The organism is Serratia sp. CY82433 (genome assembly GCF_052166535.1).
GTDB lineage: Bacteria > Pseudomonadota > Gammaproteobacteria > Enterobacterales > Enterobacteriaceae > Serratia > Serratia sarumanii.
In genome coordinates, this window is the sequence record NZ_JBJNOR010000002.1 from 128,188 (window position 1) to 142,995 (window position 14,808).

Consider the following 14,808-nt stretch of genomic DNA (forward strand, 5'->3'; position numbering starts at 1 on the left):
TCAGTCGGCCAACTCCAAAATTCTCGCCACCAACTGCGAGAAGCTTAATCCAAACTGGCGCGCCGCCATCGGCACCAGGCTATGACTGGTCATGCCCGGAGAGGTGTTCACCTCAAGCAGATAGAAGCTGCCATCGCTGTCTTGCATCACGTCGACGCGGCCCCAGCCGCTGCAGTCCAGGCCGCGATAGGCGCGCAGCGCCAACGCCGCCATCTCGGCTTCCTGCTCGGCGCTCAAACCGCTCGGGCAGAAGTACTGCGTGTCATCCGAAATGTACTTGGCCTGGTAGTCGTAAAACACGCCGGCCGGCTGGATGCGGATCGACGGCAGCACCTGGTCGCCCAGCATCGCCACGGTATATTCCGGGCCGCTCAGCCACTTCTCCACCAGCACATCGTCGTCATGACGGAAGGCCTCTTCCAGCGCGGCTTCCAACGCGGCGCTCTCGGTGACCTTGCTCATGCCGACGCTGGAGCCTTCTCGGCTCGGCTTGACGATCAGTGGCAGGCCGAGATCCGCCACGCGCGCCAGCAGCGCCGCTTTTTCAGCGCCGAGATACAGCTGGCGATTCAGCGCCACGTAAGGCGCCACCGGCAAGCCCATCGACTGCCACACCATCTTGGTGCGCCATTTGTCCATGGTCAGCGCCGAGGCCATCACGCCGCTGCCGGTATAAGGCAGCTCGAGGAACTCCAGCAGCCCCTGCAGGGTGCCGTCCTCGCCGCCGCGGCCATGCAGCGCGATAAACACTTTGGTGAACCCCTGCTCTTTCAGCTGGGTCACCGGGAAATCGCGGGTATCGACGCCGTGCGCATCGATACCGGCTTCGCGCAACCCGGCCAGCACCGCGGCGCCGGATTGCAGGGAAACGTCACGTTCAGCGGAGGTGCCGCCCAGCAGAACTGCAACTTTATCAGCCATGGTGCTCCTCCTCTTTCTTCGGCGGCTGCAGCTTCAGCTCGGCCAGTTTACGGGCGATTTTGCCCACGTTGCCGGCGCCTTGCACCAGCACCAGGTCTTCATCCTGCAGCAGCTGCGCCAGGGTTTCCGGCACGGTATCGGCATCGGAAACCAGGATCGGATCCAGCTTACCGCGGCTGCGGATGGTGCGGCACAGCGAACGGCTGTCCGCGCCCGGGATCGGCGCTTCGCCGGCGGCGTACACGTCGAGCATCAGCAGCACATCCACCTGCGACAGCACGTTGGCGAAATCGTCGTACAGATCGCGGGTGCGCGTATAACGGTGCGGCTGGAAGATCATCACCAGACGCTTGTCCGGCCAGCCGGCGCGCGCCGCTTTCAGCGTGGCGTCCACTTCGGTCGGATGGTGGCCGTAGTCGTCCACCAGCATCGCGCTGCCTGCTTTGCCGTTGACCGGCTCCAGCGGGAACTCACCGAGGAAATCGAAGCGGCGCCCGGTGCCCTGGAAGCCCGCCAGCGCGCGCAGGATATCTTCGTCGTCGATGCCTTCTTCGGTCGCTACCGCTACCGCCGCTGCGGCGTTCAACGCATTGTGGCGGCCCGGCGCGTTCAGCGTCACCGTCAGCAACGGCTTGTCCTGACGGCTCAGGGTAAAGTGCCCCTGCGGCCCAATCTGCCGGTAGTCTTCGATGCGCACATCGGCATCGTCACTGAAGCCATAGGTGGTGATGTGGCGACCCACGCGCGGCAACAGCTCGCGCACTACCGGATCGTCGATGCACATCACCGCGCGGCCGTAGAACGGCAGGTTGTGCAAGAAATTGATAAACGTCTGCTTCAGGTTCTCAAAGTCGCCCTGGTAGGTGTCCATGTGGTCGGCTTCGATATTGGTGACCACGGCCACCATCGGCTGCAGATGCAGGAACGACGCATCGCTCTCATCCGCTTCCGCGATCAGATAACGGCTGGACCCCAGTCGCGCATGGGTGCCCGCCGCCTTCACCAGCCCGCCGTTGACAAAGGTCGGGTCCAGGCGGGCTTCGGCGTAAATGCTCGAAACCATCGCCGTGGTGGTGGTTTTGCCGTGCGTGCCGGCGATAGCGATGCCGTGGCGAAAACGCATCAGCTCCGCCAGCATCTCTGCGCGGCGGATCACCGGGATGCGCGCTTCACGGGCGGCGACGATCTCCGGGTTGTCGGCGGAGATGGCGGTAGACACCACCACCACGCTCGCATCCAGCACGTTTTCCGGACGGTGATTGAAGTAAATCGTCGCCCCGAGCGCGCTCAACTGTTGGGTGACCGGATTCGGCGCCAGGTCGGAGCCGCTGATCTGATACCCTTCGTTTGCCAACACTTCGGCGATACCACCCATGCCGGCACCACCGATGCCGACAAAGTGAATGTGCCGGACGCGACGCATCTCGGGCACGATAGTACGTAGTTTCGCCAGTTGTTGTGTATTCATCACTCTCTCTAATCCGGATCCGGTACCCCGGCCCTACATCACATTGCTTTTATTCAGGTTCGGCGCACCGACCCCTGCACTCGTTACTTGGCGAGCCGCACCAGCTCCGCCGCCACGCGCTCGGTGGCGTCCGGAATGGCGACCGCGCGCGCTTTCTCGGCCATGGCCAGCAGCGTCTTGCGATCCCAGCTCGCCAGCAGTTCGGCCACCACATCGGCGTTGAACTGCGGCTGTTCGATAATCTTCGCCGCGCCGGCTTCTTCCAGCGGGCGCGCGTTCCAGTACTGCTGACGATCCTTATGCATGAACGGCACGAAGATCGCCGGCAGCCCCGCCGCCGCGATTTCGCTGACGGTCAACGCGCCGGAGCGGCAGACCACCACGTCGGCCCAGGCGTAGGCGGCGGCCATGTCGTCGATGAACTCGGTCACCTTGTGCTGCGTCTGCCCTACCCTTTCGTAGTCGCGCAGCACCGTTTCCAGCGCGCCCTTGCCAACCTGATGCCAGAGCGTAATTCTATCGCCCAAACGCGCCGCGACTTCAGGAACTGTCTGATTCAGCACGCGCGCGCCCTGACTTCCGCCAATCACCAGCACGCGGATCGGGCCTTCGCGCCCCTGCAACCGCTCCGCCGGCAGCGGCAGCGCCAACACGTCGGTGCGCACCGGGTTGCCCACCACCTCGGCGTTCGGGAACGCGCCGGGGAAGGCCTGCATCACTTTGGCGGCGATGCGCGCCAGCCAGCGGTTGGTCAAGCCGGCGATGCCGTTCTGCTCGTGCAGCACCACCGGGATGCCGCACTGCCAGGCCGCCAGGCCGCCGGGGCCGGAAACGTAACCGCCCATCCCCAGCACCACATCCGGCTGATAGCTGCGCATGATGGCTTTCGCCTGGCGCACCGCCTGCCAGATCCGCAGCGGCGCAGTCAGCTGGGCCTTCAGGCCTTTGCCGCGCAGGCCGGAGATGCGGATAAAATCAATCTCGATCCCGTGCTTCGGCACCAGATCGGCTTCCATTCGGTCTGCGGTTCCGAGCCAGCGCACCTGCCAGCCCTGCGCCATCAGATGATGCGCGACCGCCAGCCCCGGGAACACGTGCCCGCCGGTACCGCCTGCCATCACCATTAAACGCTTAGGTTTCCCGCTCATCCCTTACCTCTTCACAAACGCCTGAGCCTTGGTCAGGCGCGTTTCATAATCAATTCGCAGCAACAGTACGATGGCCGTCGACATAATCAGCAAACTTGAACCGCCGTAACTGATCAGCGGCAGCGTCAGACCTTTGGTCGGCAGCATGCCCGCCGCGGCGCCGACGTTAACCAGCGCCTGGAAGCTGAACCATACGCCGATCGCGCAGGCCAGGAAGCCGGAGAAGCGTTGGTCGATCTCCAGCGCGCGGCGCCCGATGGACATCGCGCGAAAAGCGACGAAGAATACCATTAACAGGGCTAAAACCACACCGATATAGCCCAGTTCTTCACCCAAAATGGAGAAGATGAAGTCGGTGTGCGCTTCCGGCAAATACTCGAGTTTCTGCACCGAGTTGCCGAGCCCCTGCCCCCAGAACTCGCCGCGGCCAAACGCCATCAGCGACTGGGTCAGCTGGTAGCCGCTGCCGAACGGGTCGGCCCACGGGTTCCAGAACGAGGTCACGCGGCGCATACGGTACGGTTCCGCGATGATCAGCAGCACCACGGCGAACACGCCGGAGCCGATGATCGCCAGGAACTGCCACATTTTCGCGCCGGCCAGGAACAGCATCGCCAGCGTGGTGATGAACAGCACCACCACGGTACCGAGGTCCGGCTGCGCCAGCAGCAGCACCGCCAGCACCACCATCACGCCCATCGGCTTGCAGAAGCCCCAGAAGTTGCTGCGCACCTCTTCCACCTTGCGCACCAGATAGCTCGCCAGGTAGCAGAACAGCGACAGCTTGGACAGCTCCGCCGGCTGAATACGCAGCGGGCCGAGCGCGATCCAGCGCGAGGCCCCGTTTACCGAGCTCCCCACCACCAGCACGATCAGCAGCATCACGATCGACATCAGCAGCATCACGTTGCTGTAACGCTGCCAAACTTCCATCGGGATACGCAGCGTCACCAGCGACAGACCGAACGCCAGGCCGAGGTACAGCGCGTCACGTTTGGCGAACAGGAACGGATCGTCTGCCAGGCGTTGGCCGATCGGCATCGACGCCGAGGTCACCATCACGAAGCCGATGATCGCCAACCCGAAGGTCAGCCACAGCAGGGTGCGATCGTACAGCACCATGTTGACCGCATCGTTGTCGCGCGCGCCGGTCACCCAGTCTTTCATCCGTTCTGTCAGCCCGAAGTTCGGCAAGCGTAGTTTCATCCGCCAAGCTCCTGCGCCAAGCGGGCGAACTCATCGCCGCGCACTTCAAAATTACGGAACTGATCGAGGCTGGCGCAGGCCGGCGACAGCAATACCATGTCGCCGGGCTGTACGCGGCCGGCGATGGTGCGCATCGCCTGCTCCATGGTCTCGGTCAACGTCGCCACTTCCGGCCGCAGCTGTGCCAGCTGGGCGCCGTCGCGGCCAAAGCAGTACAGACGCACGTTGTCGCCCTGCAGATAGCGCGCCAGCGGCGAGAAATCGGCGGACTTGCCGTCACCGCCCAGCAGCAGATGCAACGTGCCGTCTACCTGCAGGCCGTTCAGCGCCGCTTCGGTGCTGCCGACGTTGGTGGCTTTGGAATCGTTGATCCAACGCACGCCGTTGTTCTCCCAAGCCAACTGGAAGCGGTGCGCCAGGCCGGTGAAGGTGGTCAGCGCCTTCAGGCTGGACGCGCGCGGAATATTGACCGCATCCGCCAACGCCAGCGCCGCCAGGGCGTTGGTGTAATTGTGGCGGCCGGTCAGTTTCATCTCGCGCGTATTCAGCACTTTCTCACCGCGCACCCGCAGCCAGGTTTCCCCCTGCTGACGGTTCAGGTGATAGTCGCCCACGTCGGCGCCGAAGCTGACGCAGCGCGCGTCGGCGCCGCGCACCGGCATGGTCAGCGCGTCGTCGGCGTTCACCACGCACACCGCGGCGTTTTCATACACGCGCAGCTTGGCGCCGCGATACTGCTGCAGGCCGAACGGATAGCGATCCATATGATCTTCGGTCACGTTCAGGATGGTCGCCGCCGCCGCTCGCAGGCTATACGTCGTTTCCAACTGGAAGCTGGACAACTCCAGCACGTAAAGCTGGCATTCCTGACGCAGCAGGCTCAGCGCCGGCAGGCCGATATTGCCGCCCACGCCCACCGCCCAACCGGCGGCTTTCGCCATCTCGCCCACCAGGGTGGTGACGGTGCTTTTACCGTTGGAGCCGGTGATCGCCACGATCGGCGCCTGCGCTTCACGGCAGAACAGTTCGACGTCGCCGACGATTTCCACGCCGGCGTCCGCCGCGGCGCTCAATGCCGGGGTCGCCAACGCGACGCCCGGACTGGCGACGATCAGATCCGCCGCCAGCAGCCAGTCCTGATTCAGATCGCCCAGATGGCGCTCCACGCTTTCAGGCAGTTTGTCCAACCCTGGCGGCGCGATACGGGTATCCATCACGCGCGGCGTCACGCCGCGCGCCATGAAGAAATCGACACAGGACAGGCCGGTGAGGCCCAACCCGATGATGACGACTTTTCTACCCTGATAGTCTGCCATGATTAACGCACCTTCAGCGTTGCCAGGCCAATCAGCACCAGCATCAGCGAAATGATCCAGAAGCGCACGATAACGCGCGGCTCCGGCCAGCCTTTCAATTCATAGTGGTGGTGAATCGGCGCCATGCGGAAAATGCGTTGCCCGCGCAGCTTGAACGATCCCACCTGCAGGATCACCGAGAGCGTCTCTACCACGAATACGCCGCCCATGATCACCAACAAGAACTCCTGACGCAGCAGCACCGCGATGGTGCCCAGCGCGCCGCCCAGCGCCAGCGAACCGACGTCGCCCATAAACACCTGGGCCGGGTAAGTGTTGAACCACAGGAACCCGAGGCCGGCGCCGACGATGGCGGTACACACGATCACCAGCTCACCGGCATGACGCAGATACGGAATATGCAGGTAGTTGGCGAAGTTCATGTTACCGGTCGCCCAGGCCACCAGCGCGAAGCCGGCCGCCACGAATACCGTCGGCATGATCGCCAGGCCGTCCAGGCCATCGGTCAGGTTGACCGCGTTGCTGGTGCCGACGATGACGAAATAGGCCAGCAAGATATACAGCAGGCCCAGCTGCGGCATCACGTCCTTAAAGAACGGCACAACCAGCTCGGTGGCTGGCGTGTCTTTTCCTACGGCGTACATGGCGAATGCGACAATCAGCGCAATCACCGACTGCCAGAAATACTTCCAGCGGGCGATCAGCCCTTTGGTGTCCTTACGCACCACCTTGCGGTAGTCGTCGACGAAGCCGACGATGCCGTACCCCACCAGCACGAACAGCACGCACCAGACATACGGGTTGGACGGGTAAGCCCACATCAGCACCGAAATGGTGATGGAGGTCAGGATCATGATGCCGCCCATGGTCGGCGTGCCGCGCTTGCTGAAGTGCGACTCGGGGCCGTCGTTGCGCACCACCTGGCCGAAGGACATTTCTTGCAGACGCTTGATCACCCGCGGGCCCATCCACAGCGACAGGAACAGCGCGGTCAGCAGGCTGACAATGGCTCGGAACGTCAGATAAGAAAAGACGTTGAAGCCTGAGTAATACTTGACCAAATGCTCGGCCAGCCAAACTAACATGGTGCTTTCTCCTGTAACGCGCGTACTACCTGCTCCATTGCGGCACTACGTGAACCTTTGATTAACACGGTAATGACCGCATGTTCCGACAGTAATTCCGCCACGCGCGCGATCACTGCAGTCTTGTCCTGATAATGTTCGCCGTTGCCGGACGCTTCGCTCAGCACGCGGCTCAAACCACCGACGCTGATCACTTTGTCGACCCCGGCCAGACGGGCGGCTTCGCCCACCTGACGGTGACACTCTTCCGCTTCCGCACCCAGCTCGGCCATATCGCCGACCACCATCACGCGGTAGCCCGGCATCTCTGCCAGCACCTGCGCCGCCGCGGTCATCGACCCGACGTTGGCGTTATAGCTGTCGTCCAGCAGCAGCTTGCCTTCGGCCAGCGCCACCGGAAACAGACGCCCCGGCACCGCCTGCAGCTGTTTCAGCCCCTGACGCACCGCTTCGAGGGTGGCGCCCACCGACATCGCCAGCGCCGTCGCCGCCAGCGCATTGGCCACGTTGTGGCGCCCCGGCAGCGGCAGCGCGATCTCGGCGGTGCCGAACGGGCTGTGCAGCGTGAACTGCGTGCCCGCGCCGTTTACCCGCACGTTATCCGCGAAGAAGTCCACGCCTGCGGCGGCCTGCGGCGAGAAGCGCCAGACGGTTTTGCCGCCCAGCATGTTCTGCCAGTGCGGCCAGTCGTTGTTATCGGCGTTGATGATCGCCACGCCGTCGGCCGGCAGGCCGGTAAAGATTTCACCTTTCGCCTGGGCGACGCCGGCCAGCGAGCCAAAGCCTTCCAGGTGAGCCGCCGCCAGGTTGTTCACCAAAGCGGTTTGCGGCCGCGTCAATGCGGTGGTGTAAGCAATTTCGCCAATGTGGTTAGCGCCCAGCTCTATCACGGCAAAATCATGCTGCGGTTCCAGACGCAGCAACGTCAGCGGCACGCCGATGTCGTTATTGAAGTTGCCGGCGGTATACAGCACTTCGCCGCATTCGCGCAGAATGGCGGCGGTCATTTCTTTCACCGATGTCTTGCCCGAGGAGCCGGTCAGCGCCACCACTCGCGCCGGCACCTGCTGACGCACCCAGGCGCCAAGCTGCCCCAGCGCCAGACGGGTGTCTTGCACCACCAGCTGCGGCACGTCCACCAATAAGCGCTTACTGACCAGCAGCGCCCCGGCGCCTGCGGCTACGGCATCCGCCGCGAAGTCGTGAGCGTCGAAACGCTCGCCTTTCAGCGCCACAAACAGGCAACCGGCGGTCACCTTGCGGGTGTCTGTCGTCACCTCGACAATTTGGCAATCGGCGCCAATCAGCTCAGCGCTCAATACCTCAGCCAGTGTCTGAAGAGAGACAGGGATCATGCCAGCACCCCCAGCAGTCGGGCGACCGTCGTGCGGTCGGAGTAATCCAGGCGGCGGTTGCCCACCAGCTGATAATCTTCGTGGCCTTTGCCCGCTACCAACACCACGTCCTGTTCCTGCGCCTGCATGATGGCGCTGGTTACCGCTTCGGCGCGGCCGTGGATCACCAGCGCCTGCCCGGCGTCCAGCAATCCGGTCAGGATGTCGTTGATAATCGCGCGCGGCTCTTCGGTACGCGGGTTGTCATCGGTGATCACCACGCGATCGGCGAACTGTTCGGCGATGCCGCCCATCAGCGGACGCTTGCCCTTGTCGCGATCGCCGCCGCAGCCGAACACGCACCACAGCTGCCCCTGGCAGTGCAGGCGCGCGGCTTCCAGCGCTTTCTCCAGCGCATCCGGCGTGTGGGCGTAATCCACCACTACCGTCGGTTTGCCCGGCGCGTTAAACACTTCCATGCGGCCGCAGACCGGCTGCAGACGGCTGCCGGTTTCCACCAGCGCCTCCAGCGGATAGCCCAGCGACAGCAGCGTCGCCAAGGCCAACAGCAGGTTGCTGACGTTGAACGCGCCCATCAGGCGGCTTTCGATCTCGCCGTCGCCCCAGCTGGAGCTGAAGCGAACGGTGGCGCCGTTGTCGTGATAGTCGACCGCCGTGGTTTTCAGCCAGCGACCGTGACAGCCCGGCTGCAGGTTGCCCTGCATCGTCACCGCCACCGCATCCGGCAGCTTGCTCAGCCAGCGCTGACCGACTTCATCGTCGGCGTTGATGATCGCCTGCCCCACGCTGTGGGCGGCGAACAGCGACCATTTGGCCGCCTCGTAATTGGCCATATCACCGTGGTAATCCAGGTGATCGCGGCTCAGGTTGGTGAAGACCGCCGCGGCGAACGGCAGCGCCGCCACCCGGTGTTGCACCAGACCGTGCGAAGAAACTTCCATGGCGGCGAAGGTCGCGCCCTGTTCCGCCAGCTCGTTTAATACGTGTTGAACATCCACCGCAGAACCGGTGGTATTCTCGGTCGGGCACACCTGGCCCAGCAGGCCGTTGCCGACGGTGCCCATCACCGCGCTGGTTTCGCCCAGCAGTTGGCTCCACTGCGCCAGCAGCTGCGTAGTGGTGGTTTTGCCGTTGGTGCCGGTCACGCCGACCAGACGCAGACGCTCGCCCGGCTGGTGGTAAAAACGCCCGGCCAGCGCGGAAAGGCGCTGGTTCAGTTGGCTCAGGTAGATCACCGGCGCGCCGTGCATTTCAACGATGGCGCCGTCTTCGGCCTGACCGTCAGCTTCGGCGATCACGGCGGCGACGCCCTGCGCGATGGCCTGCGGAATATAGCGGCGTCCATCCGTTTGATGGCCGACAACGGCGACAAACAGATCCCCGGCAGCCGCCACACGGCTGTCTAATGTCATTTCCCGCAGCGCGCGCCCGGGGGCCGTCGGCACCCACGGGGCGAGTAAGTCGCGCAAATTACGATCTGCCACCTGAACCCTCTTTCTTGTTAATCACTAATTCGCTTTTGTCACCGGTAGGCAACGCGTCAGGCTCGACGTTCATGGTGCGCAATACGCCGCCCATGATGGCGCCGAACACCGGCGCGGAGATTGCGCCACCATAGTATTTCCCACCCTGCGGGTCGTTGATGACGACCACCAGGGCAAAACGGGGGTTACTTGCCGGCGCGACGCCGGCGGTATAAGCGATGTATCGGTTGACGTATTTGCCGTCCGGGCCCACTTTTTTCGCGGTACCGGTTTTGATGGCGATACGGTATCCCTTGATGGCGGCTTTCACGCCGCCGCCGCCCGGCAGGGCCACGCTTTCCATCATGTGCACCACGGTGCGCACCAGAGGTTCAGGGAAAACGCGCTCGCCGGCGACCGGAGGGTCAACCTTGGTGATCGACAATGGGCGATATACGCCCAGGCTGCCGATCGTTGCATAGACTCGCGCCAACTGTAACGGAGTTACCATCAGCCCGTAGCCGAAAGAGAAGGTGGCCCTCTCTATGTCAGACCACCGTTGTTTTTTTGGGTATATGCCACTGCTTTCTCCGACCAGCCCCAAATTGGTCGCTTTTCCCAGCCCAAAACGAGAGTAAGTATCTACTAACGCTGAGGACGGCATCGCTAACGCCAGCTTTGAAACACCGACGTTACTCGACTTCTGCAAGATCCCGGTCAATGACAGCTCCGAGTACCGCGCCACGTCTTTGATCTCGTGGCCCTGAATGCGGTACGGGATGGTGTTCAGCACGCTGTTTTCTCTCACCACGCCGTTTTGCAGCGCGGTCATCACCACCATCGGCTTCACGGTTGAACCGGGTTCAAAAATATCGGTGATAGCACGGTTACGCATGGTCTCTTTCGGCGTACCGGCCATGTTGTTCGGGTTGTAAGACGGGCTGTTGGCCATCGCCAGCACTTCGCCGGTGTTCACGTCGATCAGCACCGCAGTGCCCGACTCGGCCTTGTTGAACGCCACCGCGTTGTTCAGCTCGCGATACACCAGCGCCTGCAGGCGTTCATCGACGCTCAGCACCAGGTTGTGCGCCGCCTGGCTGTCGACGGAGGAAATATCTTCGATCACCCGGCCGAAGCGGTCCTTACGCACCGTTCTCTCGCCCGGTTGCCCGGTCAGCCAGCGGTCGAAGCTCTTCTCGACGCCTTCGATGCCTTGCCCGTCGATATTGGTCACGCCGATGATATGCGACGTCACCTGCCCCGCCGGATAGTAACGGCGCGACTCCTGCCGCAGGTAGATCCCCGGCAGCTTGAGTTTGTGGATGTAGTCGCCGATCGCCGGGTTCACCTGGCGCGCCAGATAAACGAAGCGCCCTTTCGGGTTAGCGTTGATGCGGTTTGAGAGTTGGTCCAGCGGGATGTTCAGCGCATCGGAAAGCGCTTTCCAACGGCTGTCCAGCGTGATGCCGCCGCGCTCGTTCAGCTCTTTCGGATCCGCCCACACCGCATTGACCGGCACGCTGACCGCCAACGGCCGGCCGGCGCGATCGCTGATCATGCCGCGCGCGGTCGGCACTTCCTGCACGCGCAGCGAACGCATGTCGCCTTCTTTCACCAGACGATCGGGGTTGATGACCTGCAGGTACGCGACGCGCAGCATCAGGCCGACCATCGCCAGCAAAATGCAGCCGCACAGCAACGCAAAACGCCAGCTGACAAAGCTGGCCTGATCTTCCTGGCGTCTCAACTTACCGGGGCGCGCTGCTTTCATGCGTTTCCTTTCTACTCCGTGTCATTATTCCGGTTAAACCATTCATTGTTTAACGATGATATTTTCCTGCGATGGATCAACGTGTTGCATCTGCAGTTTTTCTGTCGCGATACGTTCAACCCGGCTGTGATCGCCGAGGGCGTTCTCTTCTAAAATCAGGTTGCGCCACTCGATATCCAGCGCATCGCGCTCCAGAACCAGCTGTTCGCGCTCGGCGGTCAGCAGGCGGGTGCGGTGCGCGGTGGTCACCACGAAAACCGCGGAGACCAGTGACGCAATCAGTAAAATCAGGGGGATCTTGGCATTGCGCAGCAGATCGCCGCCAATCACCCCGACCAGGCCGTGACGTTCGTTGCCAATCACGCGGGCATCCTCTCAGCAATACGCAGCACCGAGCTGCGCGCACGCGGGTTGTCCGCCACTTCCGCTTCCGACGGCATCATTTTGCCCAGCGCTTTCAGCGTTCGCCCGCCCATGCTGCGCAGTTGCTCTTCGGTCAACGGAATGCCCGCCGGCACCTGGGCGCCGCGGCTGTGGTGACGCATAAAGCGTTTGACGATGCGGTCTTCCAGCGAGTGGAAGCTGATGATCGACAAACGGCCCCGTGGGGCCAGCACTTCCAGCGCGCCGTCGAGCGCACGCTCGATCTCTTCCAGCTCGCTGTTGATATAGATGCGGATCGCCTGGAAGCTGCGCGTCGCCGGATGCTTGTGCTTTTCACGGAACGGGCTGGCATCGGCAATCAGATCCGCCAACGCTTTGGTGCGCGTCATCGGCTCCACGCGGTTTCTTTCCACGATGGCGCGCGCGATGCGCTTGGCGAAACGCTCTTCGCCAAAGGTTTTCAGCACCCAGGCGATGTCGTCCGCTTCGGCCTTCATCAGCCACTCTGCGGCGGACAGGCCGGTGGAGGGATCCATGCGCATGTCCAGCGGGCCATCGCGCATAAAGGAAAACCCGCGCTCTGCGTCGTCAAGCTGCGGCGAAGAAACGCCCAGATCGAGCAGAACGCCGTCGATCTTGCCCACCAATTCACGTTCCCGCACGTAGTGCGACAACTCGGAGAATGGGCCGTGTACGATGGTAAAACGAGGATCTTCAATAGATTTGGCGGCTGCAATCGCCTGAGGGTCACGGTCAATCGCCAGCAAGCGTCCTTCCGGCCCCAGTTGGGACAGAATCAGACGAGAATGGCCACCGCGACCAAAAGTACCGTCGATATATATGCCGTTGCTGCGGATGTTGAGGCCGTTGACGGCTTCGTCCAGCAGGACGGTGGTGTGTTTATAGTTTTCCAACATGCTTATAGCGACAAGTCCTGTAGCCGCTCAGACAACGGTTCCTGAGTCGACTGTTCAGCGTCAATATCATCCTTGACTTGTTGATACCAGGTCTGTTCATCCCACAGTTCAAACTTGTTGAACTGACCGACCAGCATCACTTCTTTCGTGAGCCCGGCGTGTTGCCGCAGCGTATTGGCGAGCAGCAAACGGCCGGCACTATCCATCTGACACTCACTGGCATGCCCCAGCAGCAGGCGCTGAACGCGGCGCTCGGCGGGATTCATGCTCGACAGACGTGATAATTTTTGTTCAATAATTTCCCATTCGGGCAAAGGATAAAGCAGCAGGCAGGGCTGATGGAGGTCAATGGTACAGACCATTTGGCCTTGCGATTCCTCGTTGAGCAATTCCCGATATCGGGTAGGTACGGCGAGCCGCCCTTTGCTGTCGAGGTTGACCATCGTCGCTCCACGGAACATTCCTGAGCTACCCCTTAGTGACCGTTTTCACCACTTTACCCCACAAATTCCCACACAATGGAGTTTACGGAGGGTATGAAAACCTTGTCAAGCCAGAGCGCCAGCGCTTTGGCAATATTTCTCTGGTCATTTTGGGAGCTGACTCGCGAAAGAAACTCTGATTATTCGACGATTAAAAATTAACACCATGATAAACGGAGAGAATTTTCTAAGCGGAAAGAATCTGATTAAAAACCTTACGAACTGGCGATTAATTAACTCATTACTTCCTTCTGCAAGCCATGTCTCATTTTTCAGCTCGGCAATCTCAGTGCGGTAACCGCTGGCGAGCCGCGCCCGCCAAGGCTCGGCGCCTGGCGAATCGATCGCGGAATAAGGCCATAACTCCTTGAGTTAATAACGCTCAATCGTTATTCACCGTAAAACCGGTCGCTATTTTACTTCAATTTGCACTGCCGTGATGAGGCCGCGAAAAAAATAAATGGCTCGGATATTACGAGCAGAAGTAATTTCGATTTAAATCAATTTGGTAAGATTATTCCCAAAATACCTGTTTACAATTATGGTTTCATTTTCTTACACCTTTATTTCCACAATTTCTGCCGGAAAAAATCCTCACTTGAAGCAAAAAATCGCAACCACATGTTTTTAATGAGTTTATTTTAAAATGCCGATTTTAATCCCTCCGCCCTCACCTCTTCCCCGGTTCCGCGGGACAAAAACCGAACAAATGTTAAAAATAAAAATATAAACCTAGTTAAAAAACATAATGCAGATTAGTACACTATAAAAAACGCAAAAACCCAGATTTAACATCCAAGCATTAATAATTTAACAGCAGGTTAACCAAGGGGGATGACACATGCTTTCGCCCGCCGCTCACTGGCGTAGCGCCGCTGCCGATACGTTCGCACTGGTGGTGTACTGCTTTATCGCCGGCATGGCGATAGAAGTGTTGATCTCCGGCATGAGCTTTCAGCAATCCCTCTCTTCGCGCCTGCTGTCGATTCCGGTCAACATCCTGATCGCCTGGCCCTACGGCCGCTATCGCGATCTGTTTATTCGCACGGCGCGCCGCTGCCCGCGCGGCCAGTTCGTGCTGCGCAACCTCGCCGATCTGCTGGCCTACGTCAGTTTCCAGTCGCCGGTTTATGCCGCCATTCTGTGGAGCGTAGGCGCCGACGGCCCACAAATGCTGGCGGCGGTGACCAGCAATGCGCTGGTCTCCATGGCGATGGGCGTGGTGTATGGCTATTTCCTGGAATATTGCCGGCGGCTGTTCCGGGTGGCGGGCTATGTCTAAACCAGGAGCC

Annotated in this window: 13 protein-coding genes; 1 reads left to right on the plus strand and 12 read right to left on the minus strand. The window is 61.2% G+C overall.

Annotation, left to right across the window (positions count from 1 at the left end; all coding sequences use genetic code 11):
• From ACJ8PI_RS14200 to mraZ, 12 genes are all read right to left on the minus strand, one after another.
• Positions 1 to 921 (minus strand): D-alanine--D-alanine ligase, encoded by a 921-nt coding sequence (locus ACJ8PI_RS14200; RefSeq protein ID WP_033641257.1) that lies wholly within the window; start codon positions 919 to 921, stop codon positions 1 to 3.
• Positions 914 to 2,389, minus strand: coding sequence for a UDP-N-acetylmuramate--L-alanine ligase (gene murC / locus ACJ8PI_RS14205; protein WP_033637105.1), 1,476 nt, complete (start codon positions 2,387 to 2,389; stop codon positions 914 to 916). Before murC ends, ACJ8PI_RS14200 begins: the two co-directional genes overlap by 8 nt.
• Before the next feature lie 83 nt (positions 2,390 to 2,472).
• Positions 2,473 to 3,537, minus strand: a complete 1,065-nt coding sequence (murG, locus tag ACJ8PI_RS14210) for an undecaprenyldiphospho-muramoylpentapeptide beta-N-acetylglucosaminyltransferase (protein WP_004932773.1) — start codon at positions 3,535 to 3,537, stop codon at positions 2,473 to 2,475.
• Between the two features lie 3 nt (positions 3,538 to 3,540).
• Positions 3,541 to 4,743 carry a cell division protein FtsW gene (ftsW, locus tag ACJ8PI_RS14215; RefSeq protein WP_004932776.1) on the minus strand — a complete coding sequence of 401 codons (1,203 nt, stop codon included), beginning with the start codon at positions 4,741 to 4,743 and terminating at the stop codon, positions 3,541 to 3,543.
• Positions 4,740 to 6,059 carry a UDP-N-acetylmuramoyl-L-alanine--D-glutamate ligase gene (gene murD / locus ACJ8PI_RS14220; protein WP_033652914.1) on the minus strand — a complete coding sequence of 440 codons (1,320 nt, stop codon included), beginning with the start codon at positions 6,057 to 6,059 and terminating at the stop codon, positions 4,740 to 4,742. Before murD ends, ftsW begins: the two co-directional genes overlap by 4 nt.
• Positions 6,060 to 6,061: 2 nt before the next feature.
• The gene (gene mraY, locus ACJ8PI_RS14225) at positions 6,062 to 7,144 is read right to left on the minus strand and encodes a phospho-N-acetylmuramoyl-pentapeptide-transferase (RefSeq protein ID WP_004932782.1); all 1,083 of its coding nucleotides are present in this window, start codon (positions 7,142 to 7,144) and stop codon (positions 6,062 to 6,064) included.
• Complete coding sequence (gene murF / locus ACJ8PI_RS14230; RefSeq protein ID WP_101427780.1) at positions 7,138 to 8,499, minus strand: UDP-N-acetylmuramoyl-tripeptide--D-alanyl-D-alanine ligase; 1,362 nt, start codon at positions 8,497 to 8,499, stop codon at positions 7,138 to 7,140. The genes mraY and murF overlap by 7 nt, the downstream gene beginning before the upstream one ends.
• Positions 8,496 to 9,983, minus strand: coding sequence for a UDP-N-acetylmuramoyl-L-alanyl-D-glutamate--2,6-diaminopimelate ligase (murE, locus tag ACJ8PI_RS14235; RefSeq protein WP_164134595.1), 1,488 nt, complete (start codon positions 9,981 to 9,983; stop codon positions 8,496 to 8,498). The genes murF and murE overlap by 4 nt, the downstream gene beginning before the upstream one ends.
• Positions 9,970 to 11,733 (minus strand): peptidoglycan glycosyltransferase FtsI, encoded by a 1,764-nt coding sequence (locus ACJ8PI_RS14240; protein ID WP_004932790.1) that lies wholly within the window; start codon positions 11,731 to 11,733, stop codon positions 9,970 to 9,972. The genes murE and ACJ8PI_RS14240 overlap by 14 nt, the downstream gene beginning before the upstream one ends.
• A gap of 42 nt (positions 11,734 to 11,775) precedes the next feature.
• Positions 11,776 to 12,096 (minus strand): cell division protein FtsL, encoded by a 321-nt coding sequence (gene ftsL / locus ACJ8PI_RS14245; protein WP_012005204.1) that lies wholly within the window; start codon positions 12,094 to 12,096, stop codon positions 11,776 to 11,778.
• Entirely contained in the window at positions 12,093 to 13,034 is a 942-nt protein-coding gene (gene rsmH / locus ACJ8PI_RS14250; RefSeq protein ID WP_033637099.1) for a 16S rRNA (cytosine(1402)-N(4))-methyltransferase RsmH, read from the minus strand. Before rsmH ends, ftsL begins: the two co-directional genes overlap by 4 nt.
• 2 nt (positions 13,035 to 13,036) lie before the next feature.
• On the minus strand, positions 13,037 to 13,495 hold the full coding sequence (mraZ, locus tag ACJ8PI_RS14255) for a division/cell wall cluster transcriptional repressor MraZ (protein ID WP_025159638.1): 459 nt from the start codon (positions 13,493 to 13,495) through the stop codon (positions 13,037 to 13,039).
• A gap of 862 nt (positions 13,496 to 14,357) precedes the next feature.
• On the opposite strand from mraZ, the gene ACJ8PI_RS14260 reads away from it, so the two are divergent.
• Complete coding sequence (locus ACJ8PI_RS14260) at positions 14,358 to 14,798, plus strand: L-alanine exporter AlaE (RefSeq protein ID WP_033637098.1); 441 nt, start codon at positions 14,358 to 14,360, stop codon at positions 14,796 to 14,798.
• The last annotated feature ends 10 nt before the right edge of the window (positions 14,799 to 14,808 follow it).